Raw genomic sequence first — 20,812 nt, forward strand, 5'->3', positions numbered from 1 at the left:
CTTATGGTAGCGCGACTTGATGGGATGGGCTGATTGCTTTTAGCGCAAACGGCTTTCCACTCGCGTCCAGATGTTTGGGCAGCTCGGTTTTGTAGGAAGACAAAAGCACTCGCCTTTTTTCAGCGTTCTCCAGCCGCTTTGCAGGATCGATATTGGGTATGGTCGCAATGAGCCGTCGGGTATACAAGTGCTGTGGATGCTCATAAATGTCCTGCTCGCTCCCTTGCTCGACCAGTCGCCCACGGTACATAATGCCGATTTGATCGCACATATGGCGGATGATCCCCAGATCATGACTGATGAACAAATAGGTTAGGTTGAATTCCCGCTGTACATCCTTCATAAAATTAAGCACCTGTGCCTGTACGGAAACGTCCAGCGCCGACACCGGCTCATCGGCAATGATCAGTCTCGGATTTAACGTCAACGCACGCGCAATACCAATCCGCTGCCGCTGCCCCCCCGAAAATTCATGCGGATATTTGTAAGCCGCATCGGAGTTCAGGCCGACCTTTTCCAGCAACATCTGTACTTTCCTCCGTTCCTCCTCACTACTCAGCCTTTCAAAATTTCGCAGCGGCTCAGCGATGACATCCAGCACGCGCTTTCGCGGATTAAGCGAAGAATACGGGTCCTGAAAAATCATTTGAATATCTCTGCGGAGCGGATGGCGATTGCTACGGCTCAGAGCGGCAAGATCCTTTCCGTTAAAAAGAATCTGTCCGCTCGTCAGCTTATTCAGACCGATGATCGTCCTTCCAGTCGTCGTTTTTCCGCAGCCGGATTCTCCTACCAGCCCGTATGTCTGCCCCGCCTCAATGCGGATAGACACACCGTCCACTGCTTTTACCTGATCCACGACGCGCTGGAAAAAACCGCCGCGCACCGGATAATGTACCTTCAGATTATTGAGCTCCAGTAATGCCATAAGCAGCCTCTCCCTTTGCCTCGTCTTCAAAATGAAAATGCTGATAACATATACAACGGACCCAATGACCGGGGGAAATTTCACTTAATTGGGGATGAGCTTCATGCGCCCCTTGCCCTATCCACGGAATACGCGGAGCAAAGCGGCAGCTATTGCGGGGAATATCCTGCAAGGAGGGAACAATTCCGCCGATGACATGCAACGGTGCTCCCTTGGTATGGGAGTCCGGCATGGAAGCCAGCAAAGAACGTGTATACGGGTGCTGCGGATGCCGAAACAATTCAAAAACATCGGCGCTTTCCACAATTTCACCGGCATACATGACCACCACGCGATCGGCTACTTCTGCCACAACGCCAAGGTCATGCGTAATCAGGATAATGCCGCTTCCAGTCTCCTGTTGAAGCTGTTTGAGCAAGTCAAGAATTTGAGATTGAATGGTTACATCGAGCGCAGTAGTGGGCTCATCTGCAATAATAAGAGAAGGTCGGCAGGCTATGGCAATGGCGATCATCACACGCTGCCGCATCCCTCCTGACAGTTCATGCGGATACTGGGCATACACACGCGCGGGATTCGGTATATCCACACTGTTCAGCAATTCCAGCACACGTTCCCTTTTTTGCTTCGTGGATAGTGACGTATGATAGTCGAGACTTTCCTCAATCTGCTTACCAATGCTCATCAGTGGGTTTAGGGCTGTTAGCGGGTCCTGAAAGATCATGCCAATGCCCGCCCCGCGGATTTTATTCAATTGTCCTAATGAGAGACGGTTCAGGTCTGTGCCTTTAAAAAGAATCTCTCCCTCTATACGCGTGCGCTCCATGTCATGTAATTGTGCTATCGAAAGCGCCAGCGCGCTTTTGCCACAGCCGGATTCCCCGACCACAGCCAGCACTTCATTGGGGTTGACCTTCAGATCCAGATGGTCAACTGCAGGGTAATATTGATCCTTGATGCGAAAGGAAACGGTTAGTCCTTTAATTTCCAACACAGGTTCGATATTCAATATGTGTGCTGCCTCCATTCTCTCGCGGCCTTGTCCCGCTTACTCACACCCTGCTGATGTTAAACCTATCATAAACATTACATACTGTTTTTGTCGGAATAATTTGAGTACATCCTATCACCAGTATATGGATATATCAATTAAGATTAGACTATCAACATCATTTAAAAAACCAATGATTCAGCAATAGCGCGACCTTTTTGGCACAAAATGTAATGAAATAACCAACCACAGGTTAATTTTCATCACAAAAAAAAACCGCTTGGCCCTCTAAGGGATCAAGCGGTTTTCTCGAGTAGCTAACCTCGTACTGTCTTCGTTGGTTATGAAGCCACTCCATAGGAGCCGGACTTGTACGTTCTTGGATCGTACCATTTGTAGCCTGCTGCCGGAGCAGCCCAAGGCTCAGCCTGCGGTTCCGTAGAAGCCGCAGGCTCCTCGAACGGCAGCAGCTTCGTCGGCTGGTCAATTGTCAAACCTGCCACCTCGGACAGCTTCGTATAGTCCTGCTTCCATGCAAGCCATTGGACGGTTTGCACCAGGAAGGTAGCATCGTCCACTTCCTTGAAGCCATCATACGTCTTCTTCGACTGTCCGTTTTCCTCACGCGCATATTTCGGCGTGGCGTCTTCGACAGGTGAAGAATCCCCGATGAATGCCGCCTTGCCCTGACCTACCTTGGAAATAGCGGCAAAAGGTCCTTCGGCACGACCTCCGCCGTTATAAACACCCTGGTCTACAGCATTGCCCCATTTTTTCGTGCCTGCAGGGATATAAGCAATCCCTTTAGCCTTGGAAGGATCAATAATAGCCAGCGTAGATCCAGCATGCATCGCAATCGAGCGCACGCCCTTGGTAATACCGAAGGATTGATCCGCAGCCACAATATCCGTCGCGTTCACGTCACCGAGCGCATTGTAGCGGAAACGAACACCAAAGTTCGTCGCCAGCCAGTCGGAGCTGGTTAATCCCTGCATTGCTGGTGATGCAGCTTCTTCTGCTGTCATGCCTTTCGCCGGATTGGAATAGGCTCCGCGACGGTAGCCGTTCATGACCTCGGAAGAATCCCAACGGTTTTTGTTGCGGTCTGCGTTATAGTGGTCAGAGATGAAGAAGACGCTGCCTCCATTCTTCACATATTGCAGCAAAGCAGCCTGCTCGGATGCCTTAAAGGCAACATTCGCTTCACCGATGATGAACACATCATATGGGCGCAGCTTGTCATACGTTATGGCCTGCTCTCCATAGGTAAAAGGAATGCTGCGGTTCAATTGATCTACCGTAAAGCCTGCATTGCGCAGCCCGCCCGCAAAATCGGAAAAGGCCCCATCAATAACCCAATCCGCAGCTCCGGCTGTCTGTGCGTGCGTATTATCGAACAGCACCTTTTTGCCTTTTCCATCCGGCAATGTAGTACCGGGTTGTCCCGGGGTGCCAGGATCAGGCTCGCCCGGATCACCAGGGTTTCCTGGTTCGCTTCCACTCACCAGTTCCACAGCGCTTGGGCTTTTCACTCCACCAAAATTGTTGTAGTCACCAAGCGTACCCGTCACGCGGATTTTGCTGCCGATCAGCTCAGGATGGCCTGAAAGTCCAAATTGCCCTCTGTACGCTGATGTAAGCTGTATATCCAATAGATTAGACGTATTGCGTTCATTGGCCTGATCAGCAATCAATACGTTAAAATCATTCGCAAACGGCCTGGAAAAGTTAGCCGTTTTTGATCCGGTAGCATGTCCGACGATGTAGCCTTCCACCGTTACCGTCCCTCCGCTGCTTTGACGCTGAAGTGCTTCAGCCACTGTCAATGCTCCCTCGGCTTTAACTTGACCGAACGGAACGAAAATTCCTATAAGCAGTGATACAATCGCTGCCAGATGCAGCATTCCTTTCAAGCGTGAACCTGTGAAGCGCAAGCCTTTTGCCATACGTCAATATCCCTCCTATTATTCCATAAATGGTATTGTCCTCTATCAGATTAGCGATCTATCTTCTAATTCCTTCCTGATTTCATCCATAATTATGTAAAATTTAATTTTTTCTAGTGGGGACGTGTTGTTCTTTGTAAAAATCGAACCCTGTGATTGACAGCGGGCACGGCATATATTACGCTAAGAAAGATATGTAGAACGGTATACGCGAATGAAGATGACGGGAGAGTCCGTCCAGGAAGCCTACAACCTGGAGGCACCGAAGGAGCAAGACGCCAGCACCCGGCTGACGAATAATCTCTCAGGTCCATGTATCGTCATCTGACGCAACTCTGGAGAGAGCGCAAGCCACCCAAGGGGTAAGGCGGGAATGACACCGCACGAAACTCTCAGGTAACGAGGACAGAGATAAGGGAAACTTCCTTATCCTGTCCTTTTTTTGTGCTCACATTGTGCGTCAGCATTAGGAACCGTCTATACGCGCAAAGACGCGGCAATACCATATACTATGGTATTAGAACATACAGGGGGCCATACCATGCGTTTCAAAGATGTATTTTCCATTATCGGCCCGGCTATGACCGGACCTTCCAGCTCACATACCGCAGGCGCGGTGCGGCTCGCACGCGTTGCCCGGCACTGGCTCGGCGCACAGCCTGACCGTGCCCGCATGACACTGTACGGTTCTTTTGCCGATACGTACAAGGGCCACGGCACAGATCTGGCGCTCATCGCTGGGCTGCTCAATTACGATACGGACGACTACCGAATTCCGGATGCCGAGCAATGGGCAGAGCAAGCCGGGATGGCGGTGGAATTCGCCTTTAGCGGACTACCCGCCCCTCATCCGAACACGGTCCGCTTCGAGTTGTGGAAGGGTGAGGAGCAGCGCACGCTGCTGGGTTCCTCCATTGGCGGCGGAAGCATCCATGTCCAGCAACTCAACGAATTCCGGGTCAATCTAACCGGAGAGCTGCCTACGCTGGTGCTTCTTCACTCGGATAAGCCCGGCACATTGGGCGCAGTGACCTCAGCGCTCGGCGCGGCTGACATTAACATTGCCTATATGCACGTGGATCGCAAAGGACGGGATGGTGAAGCCCTCACCGCCATCGAAACGGACAGTCCTGCTACGCCTGAATTGATCACAAAGCTGCAGTCCTTACCTCATATGTACGAAATTAAAATGATTAACTTGAAAAAAGGAGCTGAATCTGATGCGATTTAGCCATCTGCATGAAATCAGTGCTTTATGTGCTGAGGAATCCACCACGATTGGCCGTCTGATGATTCAAGAGCAGGCACAAGAGACGAACACACCGGAGGAAGAAATCTTCCGCCAAATGTCTGATTATTATGAAGTAATGAAGGAAGCCGTTCATCGCGGTCAGACTCAAGACACTGTATCCCGCAGTGGATTGACGGGCGGCGACGGCAAGCGCCTGGCCGAATATTTGCGGGCAGGGGAAACCTGCTCCGGCGATGCCTCGGCGCTCGCCATGGCATATGCCCTCTCCGTGTCGGAGGTTAATGCGTCCATGGGTCGCATTGTCGCCACGCCCACCGCAGGCTCATGCGGAGTCATCCCCGGTGTGTTCATCAGTGCACAGGAGCGATTCGGCTGGGATGACGAGCATATGGTGCGCGGCCTGTTCGCCGCTGGAGCCATCGGCTACGTGATCGCCAACAACTCCTTCATTTCCGGCGCGGAGGGAGGCTGCCAGGCTGAGATTGGCTCAGCGATCGGGATGGCTGCCGGCGCTATGGTCGAGCTGCGCAGCGGCACGCCTGAGCAGGCTATTCACGCCGTGGGCCTTGCACTTAAAAACACGCTCGGCCTGATTTGCGACCCCGTCGCCGGGCTGGTGGAGATTCCGTGCATCGTGCGCAACGGGCTCGGGGCTGTCACCGCGCTTGCCGCAGCGGATATGGCTTTGGCAGGTGTGCGCAGCGCCATCCCGTCTGACGAAGTCATTGACGTGATGCTTGAAGTCGGCAGCGCGATGCCGTCAAAGCACCGCGAGACTGCCAAAGGCGGTTTGGCCCAAACGCCAACCGGCAAGCGTTTGACCGAATCGCTTACACGCAACGCATCGACCAAGAACAAAAAGTCGTAGTTTCTAAACGGTAAACCTCTCCCCACATTCTCTAAAGAGAGAGGATTCACTTTATAAAGAAAAGGAGCAAGCATGGCGTCATCTGGACGTATGCTTGCTCCTTTTCTTTTCAGTCGGTTACAGATTACTGCACGTTCACCTGTACCTTCGTCATTTTACCTGCATATTTTACTGTAATTACGGCTTTTCCCTTGCCCTGTGCCTTAATGTTACCGTCTTTGACTGTGGCAACAATAATTCTGGACGAGGACCAGACAGCCGGTTTGGAAACATCCTTCTCAGACTCATCCTTGTACGTGGCTGTAGCCGTCACTTTAGCCAGCTGTCCTGCCTTCAAATTCAATGTGACTTCGTCTGTTTGCAAATATTTAAGTGTATCTACATCCACGGGTACGCTGATAACCTTCCCGCCGAACTTCGCCTGAATGTTAGCTTTACCGTAGCTGACTGCGGTAACCTGCCCCTTTTTAACCGTAGCTACCTTGTAATTGGACGTTTTCCATTCAGCTTGGGTCGTAACGTCCTTTTCTTTGCCATCACTGGATTTAACAACAATCGCGATGGTTTTTTGATCACCGGATTTCAGCGATAACGCGATCGCATCCGCCTCAATCTTTTGCGCTACGTCCACTTCCACTGTGAATGTAAGGTTTTGCTTGCCATAGGAAGCTGTAACGGTAGCCTTACCATTGCCATTCGCTTTGATCAAGCCCTCGCTAACCTCGACCACTTTCACATTGCTGGTCGTCCAGGTTGCATCCTTGGTTACATCTGTTTTTGTGCCGCCACTCTTGACGCCAGTTACCTTCAACTGCTTCGTTTCCTGCGCACCAAGCGCAATGACCCGTGAGTCTGTTTCCAAACGGTCTACTAGGCCCACTTGAACGTTTATCGTAAATTTTTTGCCGTTGTAGGTTGCTGTAATAACCGCCTTACCGGCTGATTTACCCGTAATCGTTCCTTTGGATACAGAAGCAATGTCTTCCGCACTTGAAGTCCATTCCGCATCCTGTGTCACATCTTCCTTACGCCCGTCGGCATAAGTAGCGGTCAAAGTTGCAGTATAATCCTCATTAACATCAATCGTTGCTGTTTTGGAGGACAGAGCCAGGTCACCAGGTACATTCACAGATACCGTCGCTGTGGCTGTTTTACCGCCATAAGAAGCTGTGATCGTTGCCTCACCTGTTTTATAGCCCGTTACTTCCCCCTTACTGACAAATGCAATATCTTCATTGCTGGATTTCCACTCTGCCTTGCTTGTAATATCTTCTTCCGTACCTGTTACGTACGTAGCGGTCAGCTTGAGCTTTTTGGTTTCCTTGGCATTCAGGCTCAGCTTGTCCTCACTCAAATCGAGATATCTGGAGGTTTCAACGTCTGTCTTGATCGAAACCGTCTTATCACCATACTTAGCGGTCACCGTAGCTGAACCCGCTCCAATTGCCATAATCGTGCCTTTATTCACCGTCGCAATTTTCTCATCACTTGATGTCCAAGCAGCTTTATCTGTGATATCAGTTACCGTTCCCTCCGGGTAAACAGCGGAAACCTGTACTTTCTTGGATTCGTCCAAACGGAGAAAAATATCGGATTCGCTGGCTTTCAGCTTGTTCGTTTGATCAACATCCACCGAAATGGTAGCAGACATTGTACCATATTTACCTGTAATCGTCGCCTTTCCCGCGCTGTAGCCGGTAATAGCGCCTTTCAGTACATCTGCCACGGCCGCATTACTGGAGCTCCACTCGGCAGACTCTGTAACATCCTGAGCCGTTCCATCCGGGAATGTCGCTGTCAGCTTAACCTTCTCCGTATCCTTCAACAAAAGGGAAACCTCTGATGGGCTGACATCCAAACGTTTGACCTGTTCTACCTGCACAGTAATCGTTACGGTCTGTTGGCCGTATACGGCCTTAATATTGGCTGTACCTGCTCCCTGAGCGGTAACCAATCCGTTAACTACGGTTGCTACCTTCTGGTTATCCGACGTCCAGGTGGCATCACCCGAAACCTGAGCTGTTGTATTATCACTGTAAGTCGCTGTCAGATCGATCTGTCCTGTGCCGCTTGAACGCAAGCTCAGGTTTTGTACACTGGATGTCAGTGCCTTAACCTTTTTCGTTACATGTACCTGAACCGATTGTATTTTATCTTTATAGGTCGCAACCACAGTCGCTTCCCCTTCGCCCTTACCTGAAACTGTACCGTTATATACCGTAGCAATAGCAGTATTATCACTTTTCCAATCCGTGCTTACGGTTACATTTGAAGTCGTCCCATCGGTATAAATAGCCGTAGCCGTCAACGTAGCCGTATCTCCCTGTTGCACAGTTACCTCGTTAGAGGAAAGGACAATCTTGGAAAGCACCGGATCAGCCGCGTATGCGAACCCTGCATATGATGTAAAACTTGAGATCAGGATGACTAACGCCAGAAAACCAGACCACCTATTCTTCAAAATCTAATTCCCTCCATTTCAAAAACTTAAAATCAAGGATTCCGCAAAATCCTTATACCTACGTTTTATGTCGACATATGGAAAAGAATAGTTTAGGCTTTAAAGAAAATTTGGTCCTTATTAACTAGAATCGGTACTGATCCAGATCAAGTCGTTAAATGTAACCTCACTTTTACAAGCAGCTGTAAGCTGCTGCACGAACTCTTAAATGGTGGTATTCTTCCATGTTTGGATCGAGCTGATGCATATAAACGACCGAGAACTGCTCACTTGGATCTATAGAAACCCAAGTGCCTACTGCTCCCGTCCAGCCAAATTCTCCAATAGAGCTGTTGGCATGCCCCGCCGCTTTATCAATTAACGTGCGCACGCCCAGTCCGTAACCATAACCTGTATGATATGAATTCGTAAAATCAGATAACTGGGCTGTATTCAGATGATTTGTACGCATTAAATCAATCGTTTTTCTCCCTAATAGCCTCACACCGTCTACCATGCCGCCATTTGACAGCATTTGTGAAAATGTAAGATACTCTTTAACTGTCGAATACAGACCTGCGCCTCCACTTTCGTATATAGCATCTGGCTGATGATATTCATCCAAGAAACCCTCTATTTTTTCAAGTTCTCCGGTGTCTGTCCGGTGATAAACGGAAGCCATCCGCGATTCAATATCTCCACGATAACGGTAACCTGTATTGTTCATGCCAAGTGGATCAAAGATTTCATCCTTTAGAAATTGCCCCAATGATTTTCCTGAAATCACTTCAATAAGACCTGCAACGAGATCATGTCCATATCCGTATAACCAGCGTGTTCCTGGCTCGAATGCAAGCGGAACTTCCGAGAGCGCTTTAATTTCTGTGCGCAAATCATATTTCCCTTGCTTTTCCTTTAACGCTTTAATGACCTTCTGCATAGCTTTCCCTGTTTCTGAAGACTCGGAAGCGTAAGGAAGCCCTGCGCTCATATTGAATATATGCTTAATTAAAATGGGGTTATCCGCCTTATCAATGTAGGTGTATCCGTTAGGAGCAGTTTTGAATACATACGAATTACGATATTCGGGGAAATATTCATACAAAGGCTCATTCAACAAAAATTGCCCGCGTTCGTACAGCATAAGTGCAGCCGTACATATAATAACCTTTGTCATGGAAAACAAGCGATACACGGTATCCTCAGTGATTGGTTTTTGAGCTTCCAGATCAGCATATCCGTAGTACCCTTCATACAATACTTGACCATTTTGTGCGATGGCACAGCCACACCCTGCCGGTCCATTCGCTACGAATTGTTGCAATAGCTGATCTACCTTTTCAAAACGAGACATATTCATCCCTCCTGTTTTTCCTTCAAAAGAAACAAGCTTTCCCTCGCGCTCTAATCTCCTGTTCCAACAAGCCCAACCTGATTCCCTGTAAGCGCTTATTCCTCATGTCATAACCACCAGATGGCTTTACATTAACAGCTCTGCCACCGTTTCTTTCCAGCGATCCAGCACCGCTTCCGGCTCCTTGAGTCGGATTGTAACACCTGTCACAATATCTGCATATTGGGCCGAATCTTCTCGGGCAGCGAATACCCGTGCCGCAAATCGCTCACGCACATGCTTGGCTCCGGGCAACATCGACAGATGTTCCAGTGACAGCCGTACATAGTGCGCCTTCCCGCCGATGAACACCGCAAGCGTTGCTTTCCCGGTGCGGATCATGTTGCCTGTCGTGGTCGTCCCCGGCCATAGTGCCAGCCGCAAATTCCCCTCGTCGAGCGCAACAATCTCGCCTACGCTAATCATTGCAATGTGCGGCCACTGATCCTCTGTGATCGTCAGCAGCATCATCGCTTCATGCTGCTTGTTTTCTAATGTCCTGCCGTCCAACAGCGTAAACAGCTCCTTGCCGATTCTTGGTATCTGCATAAGTATAACCCCCTTTACATTCGGCCCATATACTCAAAATACCACAATTTACATCCAGTTACGAACGATCCTGCCTCCGTTCCGCAATCAGGGGTACGTGAATCGCATTCGGAATATCCCGGGGATCGACCTTGAACGCTGATTTATACTTTGCCGGATCGGTAATGCTATCTGGTTCCGAGGTTCGCCATGTGAACAGGCAAACAGGGCACAACAAAACCTCCCAGGCACCTTCAACCGGCGAATGGGAAACAACTTCTGAACGATTGGACTCACAACGGGGACAAATATGCATATGTCAGCACTCCTTTAATTTTTTTATTTTCAAACATATTTAACGCAGCATTTGGCTCAGCTTTTGGCTCAGCTTTTTCTCCCAATCTGCTACACCCAGCGGAGAATCAAGCGGCTGCGAATAATGACCTCTAACATCCGGTGCTACAGGTGTCGTCGCATCCAGTATCATTTTGTGCGTCATACCTGCCGGGTCGGAGCCGGGGTCAAGTGGCAAAACAGACAAGCCTGGAACTATGACAGCATCATGCTTCGGATGCAGCTTGGTGGATAAAGCCCACATGACCTGCGGCAGATTGAACGGATCGACATCCTCATCCACCACAATGACCAGCTTGCAATACCCCAATCCATGCGGAGTCGTTAACGCACGCATCCCCACAGCCTTCGCAAAGCCGCCATACCGGGTTTTCGTAGAAATAATAGCGACCAGCCCATGCGTATACATGGCATTAACGGCTACGATTTCATTAGGAAATGCATCCTTGAGCTGTTGGAACAACGGTACACTTGTATTCACACCAATCATATAGTCCGTTTCCGTCCAAGGCATTCCGATGTACAAATGCTCAAAGATGGGCTGCTTACGGTGATATACACGATTAATCTGAATGACTGGCATCGCGCGCCCACCGGAATAGTGACCTGTGAATTCACCGAATGGACCTTCATACTCCCGCTCGCCCGCTAACACTTCACCTTCCAAAATGACCTCGGCCCCCCAAGGCAGATCCAGGTCCGCATCCTTGGCTTTAACTACACGGTAAGGCTCACCCTGAATGGCACCTGCCATCTCATATTCGGATTGATCGTACAACAACGGTGTAGAAGCAGCCGTCGTAATAACAGGCTCACATCCCAGGGCAATCGCCACCTTCAAATTTTCCCCGCGTTCCTCAGCTTGACGGATATGGATCGCTATATCATGCTGCGGTACAGGCTGAATACCCAGACGGTTTTTACCTTTCACCTGCATCCGGTACAAACCGACATTTTGCTTGCCATACGCATCCGGGTCATCTAGATCGCGCGAGACCAGAATAGCTTTATCCAGATAAAATCCCCCATCTCCCTGATTCAAACGGAACAACGGCAGAATATCAAATAAATTAATATCTTCTGTAATCTCCACTTCATGAAAGGGAGCCGTTTCTTCCCGCTTCACAGGTACCGGAAATTGTTCATAACGTCTGGCAAATTCAAAAAACTGCTCTTTGAGCGGAGTGTTCTTTGGCATTCCCATCATAAGAGCATGATTGGGCCAAGAGCCCATCACATTCATTGCAATACGTGCATCTGTATAGCCATAAATATTGTTGAAGAATAGAGCCGGTGTCTTATCTCCAAGGTTGTTTAATGCTCTGTTTGCCGCTGCAATATCCGGCTCCGGCTTTACTTCATCGCTAATGGTGAGCAATTGTCCCTCTTTCTCTAGAGTATGCAAAAAATCACGAAAATCTTTATAAGCCATGATCCATTCTCCTTCGTTTTCCTATTTTAACTTTGGTGCAGTCTGGATTCAGCCTGCTTCATTCCATCCCAGCGTTTGGCTGCGGTTGTAACGATGTCGAACTGATCCAATACGCGGAATACAATATGATCCACCATTTCCTCAATCGTCGCAGGATGATTATAAAAGGCTGGCATCGGCGGCAGGATCGTCACGCCCATGCGTGACAGTTCCAGCATATTCTCCAGATGAATACTATTCAGTGGTGTTTCCCTTGTCATGAGCAGCAGCTTCCTACGTTCCTTCAACATCACATCTGCTGATCGAGTGAGCAGGTTGTCCGCCATTCCAATGCGAATGGAGGCGAGCGTCTTCATGCTGCAAGGAGCAACAATCATACCGTCTATCCGGAAGGAACCGCTAGAAATACGCGCAGCCTGATCCTTGTACGAGTAAACCACATCTGCCATCGCCTCCACTTCCTTGACCGTGTAGCCTGTCTCATAGGGAATGTTCGCAATAGCCCACGGAGATAACACGAGGTGGCTCTGAACCCCCGTCTCCCGTAAATGCTGTAGTATACGGATCCCGAAGATTGACCCCGTCGCTCCCGATATTCCTACAATGATTTTCTTCATATATTCCCCTCCTTCCACTCCATTGTTTTCGTTCTCTAACAACGCTCTGCTTTTTAGCCAAGTTTATCCAATTCATCACTACCAAAAATTATACGCCTCTTCTATACACACGAAAAATATATATAATATATGTAATGCATACTTTAAAAGTATTCATCTAGGATTGTTCAGAAATGGGAGGTAATCTAAATGGATATAAAGCATCTACACTACTTCTGCGCCATTGTGGAAGAAGGGCAAATCACGAAGGCCGCCCGAATGCTTAACATGGCTCAGCCTCCATTAAGTCAACAACTCAAAAATATGGAGGATGAGCTTGGCGTAAAGCTGATTTACCGTGAAGGAAAGAAGTGGGAGGTAACTGAGGCTGGATACGCACTATATACCCGCGCCAAGCGATTATTGGCCGAGATGGAAGATACCTGTAGAGAAATTAGTGAATTTGAAAGCAATGTTACCGGTACTCTGTCTATAGGCACTTCATCAGTCTGTATGTCATTGATTACCGGACCTCTCAGCCGCTTTCATCAGGATTACCCGGGGGTATATATTAAAATAGGGCATGGGGACACGCATCACCTGGAAGAGCTACTGCATCAGAATAAAGTTGATTTGGCCCTGCTCCTTCTTCCGGTGGATGACAAGTCCTACCATACGATAGAATTAGAAGGAGTTCCTTTTGTCGTGGTACTCCCTTGTGAATGGGCCGATCGTCATCCGAGTGGTGAAATCACGTTACAGGAAGCCGCCAGCTATGACCTCCTGTTAGGACGCCGAACGGAAGGACTTGGGATATACGAGACTGTGATTCGCAAATTTCAGGAGCAGCATCTTAATCCCCGTGTGGTACTAGACTGCCCTGAAATATCGACCATTCTCTCACTTGTATCAACAGGCATGGGAATTACCATCATTCCAGACACTGGCTTGGGACAAGAGTACGGTGACAGATTTCGTACACTATCTATTAAGGAGCCCTTCCCCTTTACCCGACCAGCCGTCGTATGGCGCAAGGATCGCTATTTGTCCAATGCAGCTCGTAAATTAGTTGAACACCTGCAAGCTGGAGCTGGAAACACAAAAAAGACTGCCCCAGAGTAGAAATTCCACTCACAGAACAGTCATATATTACATAGGTACTCACTATTTAGATCAGATTGTATATCGCGTCCTACTTGACTCCCTGATGCCGATACTCTGTCGGAGTCATTCCACATTTACGCCGGAATACTTGTGTAAAATGCCGCATATCCTGGTAGCCGATCCGCTCTGAAATATCAGCCAGCCGCAGATGGGGATCACTGAGCAGCCGCTTCGCCTCCTCCATCCGCAAACAAATGACATAATCCTTATAGCCCTGTCCCGTTTTCTGCTTGAACAACTGGCTAAAATAGACCGGGTTCAAAAAGACGACCGAAGCTACCTTCTCTAACGACAGATCCTCCGTAAAATGAGCCTGAATATATTGCAATGCCACATCCACCGTATGCATGCCTTTACGAAGACATTCCCCGGTATCCGCTGCTGCCGCGGCAATCTCCTCTGGCGTCCGTCTTAGCCGTGCTACCTCTTCAGGTATGGAGGCAAAATTGTGATGAACGCCCGAACGCGTAATTTGCAGGGGCACCTTCACGTAACGTTTTAAATGGGATTCGAGTAACGTCTCCAGCCGTGCGGCCTCCGCCTCATCCCGCAGGCGTGCAATACCCAGCAGGCTATGACGGTCGAGACTGACGACAAAGCCACTGCCCCCCGCCTCAATGAGCTCGGACAGTACGTTTTCAATCATAAAATGCTCCAGATGCGTCTGCTTACGATCAGGTTCCATACGAACCATAAAGAGATGAAACTCCGGATAATTTTCAATAAAGGGCTGTATATCCAGTTTTCCCGTGTCCAGTCCAAGTGCATAGCGTTGAAAAACAGCCTCACGCAAATAGACCATATTGGATTTGAGAAGCCTGCCCTCATTGGCCTGCTGCGAAGCGACAAGCGCTTCGGCCGCCAGCATTTTAATGCATTCCAGCAGCTTCTTTTTGCCGATTGGCTTTAACAGGTAGTCTTTGGCACCCAGCTTCACTGCTCTTTGCGCGTATTGGAAGTCGGAATGGGCCGAGATGACAACCCACTGTAGATGAGGATGCTTTCGCTTGGAAATGCGCATGAATTCCAGACCATCCATACCCGGCATCAGGATATCAGTCAATACAATATCCACCGAATGCTCCGCCAGAATGCCTGCTGCTTCCTCGGTGGAAGCAGCGAGATGAATGCCGCAAGTTGGCAGAGCTTGGCCAATCGTACGCCGAATCCCCTGCCGAATCATACTTTCATCGTCAGCTATCAGAATATTCATGTTTCTCCTCCTTCTGTGGCAGAGGCACACTTACAGTGGCCGTCGTTCCGGCTCCAGGTGTACTAGAGATCCGTAGACCGTACTCCTCTCCAAACATGTGCCTTAGCCTTAAATTTAGGTTTTGCAGGCCGATGCCTCCCGCCTGCCCGCTGCCCGTCTGCTTGCCGGGTTCTGTCAAAGCTACCTGAACCACCTCCCATCGTTCGTATTCCATCCCTGCACCGTTATCGATGATGTGCAGGCTTAATACACCGTCATGCTCCTCCGCTCGAACGAGCAGCTTGCCACCTGTATTCGCAGGCAGCGGCTCCAACCCATGCTTCACTGCATTTTCAATCAATGGCTGCAAGGTCATCTTCGGCAAGCGGATATCCAGCCAACCCTCATCAATGCTGATATCTACAGATACCCTGCCCTCCAGCCGGGCTTGGATAATTGTAAGGTAGTCGCCGATCTGCTCCACCTCCTCACGAAGGCTTACATCGGCCCCCTCTTCCCAATGACTGCTGTAACGGAACATATGCGATAAGGAGAGTACCACCTCTCCTAGCTGATCCTGTCCCTTTTCATCCAGCATCCAATAAATCATATCCAGCGTATTGTACAGAAAATGTGGATTAACCTGCGTCTGTAGCGCATGCAGCTCCGCATTTTTTTCACTGACTGATGAGATACGGACCAACTCGATCAGTTCTGCAATCCGTCTTACCATATGGTTGAAGGAGGTGGCCAGCTGATTGATTTCTTCATAGGACTCAATGTTTACCGTATGACGGAAATTCCCCGTCTCTACCCGCTTCATTTCGCGAATGACCCGCTTGAGGGGAAGTGAAATCCCTCTGGAGACGATAGATGCAATTAACGCGGACACAATAATGAGTATGGGTGCCACAATAAGCAAGTACCTTTGATTTTGCACCAGCTCCACGTTCAGATCCTCACTGGGTGTCACACTAATGACCGACCAATCCGCAAACGGTAACTTGGAAGCGATTACAACTTTCTCATTACTCCGATTTACAATGACGTCATCCTCCGGTACTTTCTGTTCCAGATCTCGCAAATCCGGGGGCGGGTCAGAGGAAGTAGCCGATACAATCCGGTTTTCATGGCCTAGCAGATATACCTGACTATTGGTACCCAGCCGCAAGTTGTGAAGAGCGGACAAAACAGAACGCGGTTCGGCTTCAAATAGCACAATCCCAATCGGTTTGTGTTCGTCCAGATCATACAACTGCCGTCCGAATGCAAACACAGGTCTGGTTTCCACTTGATCAATGACAGAGTGAGGATACACGCCCAGCCATGCGATTTTGCCCGCCGACTTTCGAATTTCCTTATACCATTCCGCGTGCTCGTAATGAGTATCAATGACATTCATATAATTGCCATAGTTGTATACCTTGCCTGTATCCGTGATGACATGAATGCCGATCAGGTCCTCCCGCGAATAATAGATAGCTCCCAAAATATTCGTAATCGTACGTTCATTGATGTAGTTAACAGCAGGCGAGTTACTGCTATCTGTCGTTAGCAAGCGAACCAAATCCATATTGTTGCTGATCGATTTGGACAGGCTGTTGTAGCTGCCGAGCAGCAACTCGAACAGCCCTGCTGTCTGGGAAACATTTTTACGTGCCAGCTCACTGACCTTGTCATGGAACTGCACCGTAGTACGGTTGTAAAATAGCAGACTGACCGCCAGTACAATGCCGGACATGCTCAACAGGAACAGAACAAACAAACGGTATTGAATGGATTGAAAACGGCGCAGCATACCTCCGTGCGCTCCTCTCGCCTTGGCCGACTATCCTTTAACTGCTCCCGCTACCATGCCCTTGGTAATCTTTTCGGACAAGACAAAATAGATAATAATGACTGGTAAGGCTCCCATGACCAAGAAAGCACCAATATTGCCGTAATTCACAGAATACTGACTGACGAACGTATAGACGCCAAAAGGGAGCGTTTTGAGCTTCTCGGATGAAATAAAGGTGGCAGCCATAATGTATTCATTCCAGATGTTAATGAAAGTTAATATACACACTGTCATGATGGGTGGAATCGAAATGGGTAAGATTACACTGCGGAAAATGCGGTAAATGCTTGCTCCGTCAATGTAAGCGGATTCTTCAATTTCGTGGGGTATGGAGCGCATAAAGCCGGATAGGATGAAGACCGCAATCGGTGTCTGAAAAGCGATATAGGGTAAAATCAGCGAAAAGTACGTATTCAGGATGTGAACATTTTTAAACATCACCATCAGTGGCAGCAATGTAGCCTGCAGCGGAATCATCATTCCGATCAGAAACAAAGTCAGTACAACAGCCCCAAAGCGCCAGCGAAAACGCGTAATCGCATAAGCAGCCATCGAGCTTAATAAAAGGACGAACATCATCGTAGCCCCGGTCACCAGCACACTGTTTCCTAAATAACGCAAGTAGTTCCCTGCTTCATAGGCTTCCTGATAGTTGTGCCACTGGGGCACTTCAGGGAGTGCAAAGAAGCTTGCGCTCAATATCTCTTCATTCGTCTTCAACGAATAGGTCAGCAGCCAAAGGAGTGGATACAGCTGCGTGACAATTAAGATTGCCAATAAGGTAAAGACTCCCGTTTTTTTCAAGGCATTCAACAGTTCCATCTCCTTTAGCTTACCTTATTTTCGATTGGTTTGAAAACAAAATTTATCACAATTGTAAATGACAAGCAAATCAATACGAGAATTGAAGCCAATGCGCTGCCATATCCGTATTTCATCGATAAAAAGGACATATTGTACATATACGTAGATACTGTATCCGTTGCATGAGCTGGTCCTCCCCCCGTCATCACCCAGATCAAATCAAACGATTGCAGGGAGCCGATAAATGCTAATACAATTGATATCTTGAAAATAGGTACAATGAGCGGCAGCGTAATATAGCGGTCTGCTTTAAATCCTTCAGCTCCATCAATTTTGGCTGCTTCGTACAGCTCATTCGGTATATTTTGTACCCCGGTAAACTGGATAAGCAAATGATAGCCGAAATACTGCCACAACGATACAAAATAGAGGGCGTACATCGCTATCTGCGGTTCCGTCAGCCATGAGCGCGTCCAGCTTTCCAGCCCAATCGCCAGCAAAATACCGTTCAGCATTCCACCCATCGAGGCTGGATTATAGATCGTCTTCCACAGCTGCCCGATAATGACCACCGACAGAATAACCGGCAGAAAATACATCGTAACCAGCGTATTGGCCTTACGCACATAACGATTAAGCAAGATCGCCAGCAGCAGACAGAACGGAATTTCCAGCATAGAAAACACAGCGAACATCATAGTCCGTTTCACGGACGGCCAGAACACTGAATCTGCTGTAAAAATCCGTTCAAAATTAGCCAGCCCCACGAACTTTGCCTCGGCGATTCCGTTCCAATCCAGCAATCCGCAATACACGGACACCAGGATCGGTACAAAAACCATACAGGTATACAGCAGCAGGCAGGGTAGCACGAAAACAGCGATGGTGCGTGCCGGCACCTTCAGTACATTCATACTCCAGTCTCCTTTGCGTTCTTTGCGAACTTCTTCCAAGGATACGCAGACCTAGATGATTTCAAATCAGAGAAGGAACCTTCCCGCTCCTCCCCTGTTGTCAGTTACTTATTTATTCGCCTCAAAAACACTCTGATGCTCCTTGGCAACTTGCTCAGAATCTTCTTTTTGCACGAACAGGTTTTGAATACTGCTCAGATGGGCCTGGGCAATAGCCGGATTCATCGTATTATCAAAAGCGAGATCGCCACCCTTTACGTTTTTGAATAACTCATTGAGGTTGATTGCCAGTTCGGAGTAACCGGCTTCCTTCAAATCGCCCTTTATTTTTTGACCGCTGCCAATCGCATTTTTCAAATCAAACTGGATTTTAGGCATCTCCTTAATAAAATAATGCAGAAAGTCCTTCGTCTCCTGTAAATGCTCACTGTTCGCCGATACTGCAAACGCGCTGCCCGGGGCGATTACATACTCATTCACATCACCTTTGCCATTTACCGTTGGGAATTGAAATGCTCCCACTTTGCCTGCTACCGGGGAAGCATCAATAGACCCGGTCTCCCACGTGCCCATAATATACATCGCAGCTTTTCCTGTTTTAAAAATATTGCCACCCGCGTTATAGTCAATGGATGTAGCTCCGTCTGGAAAAGCCCCTGCCTGCACCAGTTCCTGAAATGCATCCACCGCTTCCACAAAAGCTGGGTCGTTAAAGGTCTTTTTGCCGTCCAGTACATCCTTGAGGAAATTCGGCCCTTCATTTGTGCGCAGCAAAATGTTCATAAAAAGGAGGGAGCCGGTCCAAGAATCCTTTTCTCCAATCGCAATCGGAGTAATTCCCTTCGTTTTCAGCACCTTGACCGTTGTAATCAATTCATCAAAGGTGGTCGGCAGTTTTTGAATTCCCGCCTGCTCAAACAGCTCTTTATTATAAAACACCACTTCTATATTGTTGCCGTCAGGAAAAGCATAGAGCTTATCGTCAAAGCTATAGTAATCGAGTAGTCCATCCTGAAATGTATTCTGTAAACCCTCTTTATCAGCCACATCGTTTAATGGAGCCAGTAGTCCGGCATCCACGAACGGCTTCATCTGTGCAGCCGGGTTTACAATCGTAATATCCGGTACTTCCTTCGCTGCTGCTTGCGTTTTCAGCTTTAGCTTTTGTTGATCTGTATTGAGTGAGTCCAATTCAATTTTGACATGAGGATGATCCTGCTCATATTGACTGACAATTTGCTTGATCATTTTGTAAGAAGGGGTACTCGGGTCAGGATTAATGTTCTGGAAGGTAATCGTCACATCTTGGGTTGAGGTATCTCCTCCCTGTTTCCCTGAATTCCCCGGACTTGCGCTCTGTCCATTATTACAAGCTGCCAGCGTCAATGCCAAGGCGCTCACCACCACAATAGCAAACGCTTTCATTTTTGTTCTGCCCATAATCCTTTTCCTCCTCTTGTTGAAGCATTACGCAAATGGTCCCCTATTGGTGGACACTCAATGCCCGCTGTTTTTTTCATTATGTTCCATATAAAATTCGTGAACAATGTGTGAACTTAAGGAGAAGGGTTTGTTTTTTTAAGCCCTCATTTGCGTGCTTCAAAATACATTCATATCATAACTTGCAATTTATCTCGAACACAGGCATAATATGAATAAGCTCATAGTTTGATAATGATTATCATTATTGAATACTAAATACACATAGACTTAAAGGAGGCAGGACCGCAGTGAAAGAAGTTTTCAGCAAAACCTCCCTGCATATTGATGATTATTTGGATCTTCTTAATCTTGCCGTACAAGTCGGAGATACAAAGTGGCAAAAAGAAATTACACGTAAACTTCAAGCCTTAAGTGTTCTCCAGACAGAACAAGTTGAAATAGATTAAGTGTCCCTCAGATAACACTGTACCGCTGTCCAAAAAAGCTGGCAAGACACCACTTTACGAGAACAACCGGGATAGTGTAAAGCTCTTAAGCGGGAACACGATAAACTTGTGTATGGACGATAAATAGATCGAACAAAATAAAAAAGCACAGCCCGTTAAGGGTGTGCTTTTTTAGTGTGCTTGGCAACGTCCTACTCTCCCAGGACCCTGCGGTCCAAGTACCATCGGCGCTGGAGGGCTTAACGGTCGTGTTCGGGATGGGTACGTGTGGAACCCCTCCG

Annotated in this window: 18 protein-coding genes, 1 rRNA gene and 1 riboswitch; of the genes, 4 read left to right on the top strand and 15 right to left on the bottom strand. The window is 48.3% G+C overall.

Annotated elements, in window-relative coordinates; all coding sequences use genetic code 11:
* Nucleotide 1 precedes the first annotated feature (1 nt).
* The 3 genes from LCF57_RS06610 to LCF57_RS06620 all read right to left on the bottom strand — a co-directional run bounded on the left by LCF57_RS06610 (nt 2) and on the right by LCF57_RS06620 (nt 3,865).
* Nucleotides 2-928 carry an ABC transporter ATP-binding protein gene (locus LCF57_RS06610; RefSeq protein ID WP_225999986.1) on the bottom strand — a complete coding sequence of 309 codons (927 nt, stop codon included), beginning with the start codon at nt 926-928 and terminating at the stop codon, nt 2-4.
* A complete protein-coding gene (locus tag LCF57_RS06615; RefSeq protein ID WP_318840631.1) occupies nt 906-1,937 on the bottom strand; it encodes an ABC transporter ATP-binding protein in 1,032 nt (343 codons plus the stop codon). The genes LCF57_RS06610 and LCF57_RS06615 overlap by 23 nt, the downstream gene beginning before the upstream one ends.
* Before the next feature lie 323 nt (nt 1,938-2,260).
* Nucleotides 2,261-3,865, bottom strand: coding sequence for a DUF6359 domain-containing protein (locus tag LCF57_RS06620; RefSeq protein WP_225999988.1), 1,605 nt, complete (start codon nt 3,863-3,865; stop codon nt 2,261-2,263).
* Between the two features lie 325 nt (nt 3,866-4,190).
* Nucleotides 4,191-4,284, top strand: a riboswitch (glycine riboswitch).
* A 122-nt stretch (nt 4,285-4,406) separates the two neighbouring features.
* Between LCF57_RS06620 and sdaAB the strand changes: the two genes are divergently transcribed.
* Complete coding sequence (gene sdaAB / locus LCF57_RS06625; RefSeq protein WP_225999989.1) at nt 4,407-5,096, top strand: L-serine ammonia-lyase, iron-sulfur-dependent subunit beta; 690 nt, start codon at nt 4,407-4,409, stop codon at nt 5,094-5,096.
* Nucleotides 5,086-5,985: an L-serine ammonia-lyase, iron-sulfur-dependent, subunit alpha gene (gene sdaAA, locus LCF57_RS06630; protein WP_225999990.1), complete on the top strand. Its 900-nt coding sequence runs from the start codon at nt 5,086-5,088 to the stop codon at nt 5,983-5,985. Before sdaAB ends, sdaAA begins: the two co-directional genes overlap by 11 nt.
* A 124-nt stretch (nt 5,986-6,109) precedes the next feature.
* On the opposite strand, the gene LCF57_RS06635 is transcribed toward sdaAA, so the two are convergent.
* The 6 genes from LCF57_RS06635 to LCF57_RS06660 form a co-directional block, all read right to left on the bottom strand.
* The gene (locus LCF57_RS06635) at nt 6,110-8,446 is read right to left on the bottom strand and encodes an Ig-like domain-containing protein (protein WP_225999991.1); all 2,337 of its coding nucleotides are present in this window, start codon (nt 8,444-8,446) and stop codon (nt 6,110-6,112) included.
* A gap of 172 nt (nt 8,447-8,618) precedes the next feature.
* Nucleotides 8,619-9,779, bottom strand: coding sequence for a serine hydrolase domain-containing protein (locus tag LCF57_RS06640; protein ID WP_225999992.1), 1,161 nt, complete (start codon nt 9,777-9,779; stop codon nt 8,619-8,621).
* A gap of 126 nt (nt 9,780-9,905) precedes the next feature.
* The gene (locus LCF57_RS06645) at nt 9,906-10,367 is read right to left on the bottom strand and encodes a pyridoxamine 5'-phosphate oxidase family protein (protein WP_225999993.1); all 462 of its coding nucleotides are present in this window, start codon (nt 10,365-10,367) and stop codon (nt 9,906-9,908) included.
* Nucleotides 10,368-10,425: 58 nt separating this feature from the next.
* Nucleotides 10,426-10,662, bottom strand: coding sequence for a non-oxidative hydroxyarylic acid decarboxylases subunit D (locus LCF57_RS06650; protein WP_152380223.1), 237 nt, complete (start codon nt 10,660-10,662; stop codon nt 10,426-10,428).
* Between the two features lie 39 nt (nt 10,663-10,701).
* Nucleotides 10,702-12,132, bottom strand: coding sequence for a non-oxidative hydroxyarylic acid decarboxylases subunit C (locus LCF57_RS06655; RefSeq protein WP_225999994.1), 1,431 nt, complete (start codon nt 12,130-12,132; stop codon nt 10,702-10,704).
* A gap of 26 nt (nt 12,133-12,158) precedes the next feature.
* The gene (locus LCF57_RS06660) at nt 12,159-12,749 is read right to left on the bottom strand and encodes a non-oxidative hydroxyarylic acid decarboxylases subunit B (protein ID WP_225999995.1); all 591 of its coding nucleotides are present in this window, start codon (nt 12,747-12,749) and stop codon (nt 12,159-12,161) included.
* A 189-nt stretch (nt 12,750-12,938) separates the two neighbouring features.
* Here LCF57_RS06660 and LCF57_RS06665 point away from each other — a divergent pair, with 189 nt between their 5' ends.
* The gene (locus tag LCF57_RS06665) at nt 12,939-13,850 is read left to right on the top strand and encodes a LysR family transcriptional regulator (protein WP_225999996.1); all 912 of its coding nucleotides are present in this window, start codon (nt 12,939-12,941) and stop codon (nt 13,848-13,850) included.
* 70 nt (nt 13,851-13,920) lie between these two features.
* Here LCF57_RS06665 and LCF57_RS06670 read toward each other — a convergent pair whose 3' ends face one another.
* The 5 genes from LCF57_RS06670 to LCF57_RS06690 all read right to left on the bottom strand — a co-directional run bounded on the left by LCF57_RS06670 (nt 13,921) and on the right by LCF57_RS06690 (nt 20,082).
* Nucleotides 13,921-15,105 (bottom strand): response regulator, encoded by a 1,185-nt coding sequence (locus LCF57_RS06670; RefSeq protein ID WP_225999997.1) that lies wholly within the window; start codon nt 15,103-15,105, stop codon nt 13,921-13,923.
* Nucleotides 15,086-16,882, bottom strand: a complete 1,797-nt coding sequence (locus LCF57_RS06675; RefSeq protein ID WP_225999998.1) for a sensor histidine kinase — start codon at nt 16,880-16,882, stop codon at nt 15,086-15,088. Before LCF57_RS06675 ends, LCF57_RS06670 begins: the two co-directional genes overlap by 20 nt.
* Before the next feature lie 30 nt (nt 16,883-16,912).
* Complete coding sequence (locus tag LCF57_RS06680) at nt 16,913-17,746, bottom strand: carbohydrate ABC transporter permease (RefSeq protein ID WP_413232182.1); 834 nt, start codon at nt 17,744-17,746, stop codon at nt 16,913-16,915.
* Nucleotides 17,747-17,751: 5 nt separating this feature from the next.
* The gene (locus LCF57_RS06685; RefSeq protein ID WP_226000000.1) at nt 17,752-18,642 is read right to left on the bottom strand and encodes a carbohydrate ABC transporter permease; all 891 of its coding nucleotides are present in this window, start codon (nt 18,640-18,642) and stop codon (nt 17,752-17,754) included.
* A gap of 108 nt (nt 18,643-18,750) precedes the next feature.
* A complete protein-coding gene (locus LCF57_RS06690) occupies nt 18,751-20,082 on the bottom strand; it encodes an extracellular solute-binding protein (protein ID WP_226000001.1) in 1,332 nt (443 codons plus the stop codon).
* 290 nt (nt 20,083-20,372) lie between these two features.
* Here LCF57_RS06690 and LCF57_RS06695 point away from each other — a divergent pair, with 290 nt between their 5' ends.
* A complete protein-coding gene (locus tag LCF57_RS06695; RefSeq protein ID WP_167518685.1) occupies nt 20,373-20,531 on the top strand; it encodes a hypothetical protein in 159 nt (52 codons plus the stop codon).
* Nucleotides 20,532-20,709: 178 nt separating this feature from the next.
* Here LCF57_RS06695 and rrf read toward each other — a convergent pair.
* Nucleotides 20,710-20,812: ribosomal RNA gene (gene rrf / locus LCF57_RS06700) — 5S ribosomal RNA — on the bottom strand; the annotation flags it as partial.

This window comes from Paenibacillus sp. BJ-4 (assembly GCF_020404765.1).
Lineage (GTDB): Bacteria > Bacillota > Bacilli > Paenibacillales > Paenibacillaceae > Paenibacillus.

What these genes read in the sequence shown, in the direction of transcription:
- LCF57_RS06610 (WP_225999986.1), bottom strand. Translation starts at nt 928, where the DNA reads ATGGCATTACTGGAGCTCAATAATCTGAAGGTACATTATCCGGTGCGC.
- LCF57_RS06620 (WP_225999988.1), bottom strand. Translation starts at nt 3,865, where the DNA reads ATGGCAAAAGGCTTGCGCTTCACAGGTTCACGCTTGAAAGGAATGCTG.
- sdaAB (WP_225999989.1), top strand. Translation starts at nt 4,407, where the DNA reads ATGCGTTTCAAAGATGTATTTTCCATTATCGGCCCGGCTATGACCGGA.
- sdaAA (WP_225999990.1), top strand. Translation starts at nt 5,086, where the DNA reads ATGCGATTTAGCCATCTGCATGAAATCAGTGCTTTATGTGCTGAGGAA.
- LCF57_RS06640 (WP_225999992.1), bottom strand. Translation starts at nt 9,779, where the DNA reads ATGTCTCGTTTTGAAAAGGTAGATCAGCTATTGCAACAATTCGTAGCG.
- LCF57_RS06645 (WP_225999993.1), bottom strand. Translation starts at nt 10,367, where the DNA reads ATGCAGATACCAAGAATCGGCAAGGAGCTGTTTACGCTGTTGGACGGC.
- LCF57_RS06650 (WP_152380223.1), bottom strand. Translation starts at nt 10,662, where the DNA reads ATGCATATTTGTCCCCGTTGTGAGTCCAATCGTTCAGAAGTTGTTTCC.
- LCF57_RS06655 (WP_225999994.1), bottom strand. Translation starts at nt 12,132, where the DNA reads ATGGCTTATAAAGATTTTCGTGATTTTTTGCATACTCTAGAGAAAGAG.
- LCF57_RS06660 (WP_225999995.1), bottom strand. Translation starts at nt 12,749, where the DNA reads ATGAAGAAAATCATTGTAGGAATATCGGGAGCGACGGGGTCAATCTTC.
- LCF57_RS06665 (WP_225999996.1), top strand. Translation starts at nt 12,939, where the DNA reads ATGGATATAAAGCATCTACACTACTTCTGCGCCATTGTGGAAGAAGGG.
- LCF57_RS06670 (WP_225999997.1), bottom strand. Translation starts at nt 15,105, where the DNA reads ATGAATATTCTGATAGCTGACGATGAAAGTATGATTCGGCAGGGGATT.
- LCF57_RS06675 (WP_225999998.1), bottom strand. Translation starts at nt 16,882, where the DNA reads ATGCTGCGCCGTTTTCAATCCATTCAATACCGTTTGTTTGTTCTGTTC.
- LCF57_RS06680 (WP_413232182.1), bottom strand. Translation starts at nt 17,746, where the DNA reads ATGGAACTGTTGAATGCCTTGAAAAAAACGGGAGTCTTTACCTTATTG.
- LCF57_RS06685 (WP_226000000.1), bottom strand. Translation starts at nt 18,642, where the DNA reads ATGAATGTACTGAAGGTGCCGGCACGCACCATCGCTGTTTTCGTGCTA.
- LCF57_RS06690 (WP_226000001.1), bottom strand. Translation starts at nt 20,082, where the DNA reads ATGGGCAGAACAAAAATGAAAGCGTTTGCTATTGTGGTGGTGAGCGCC.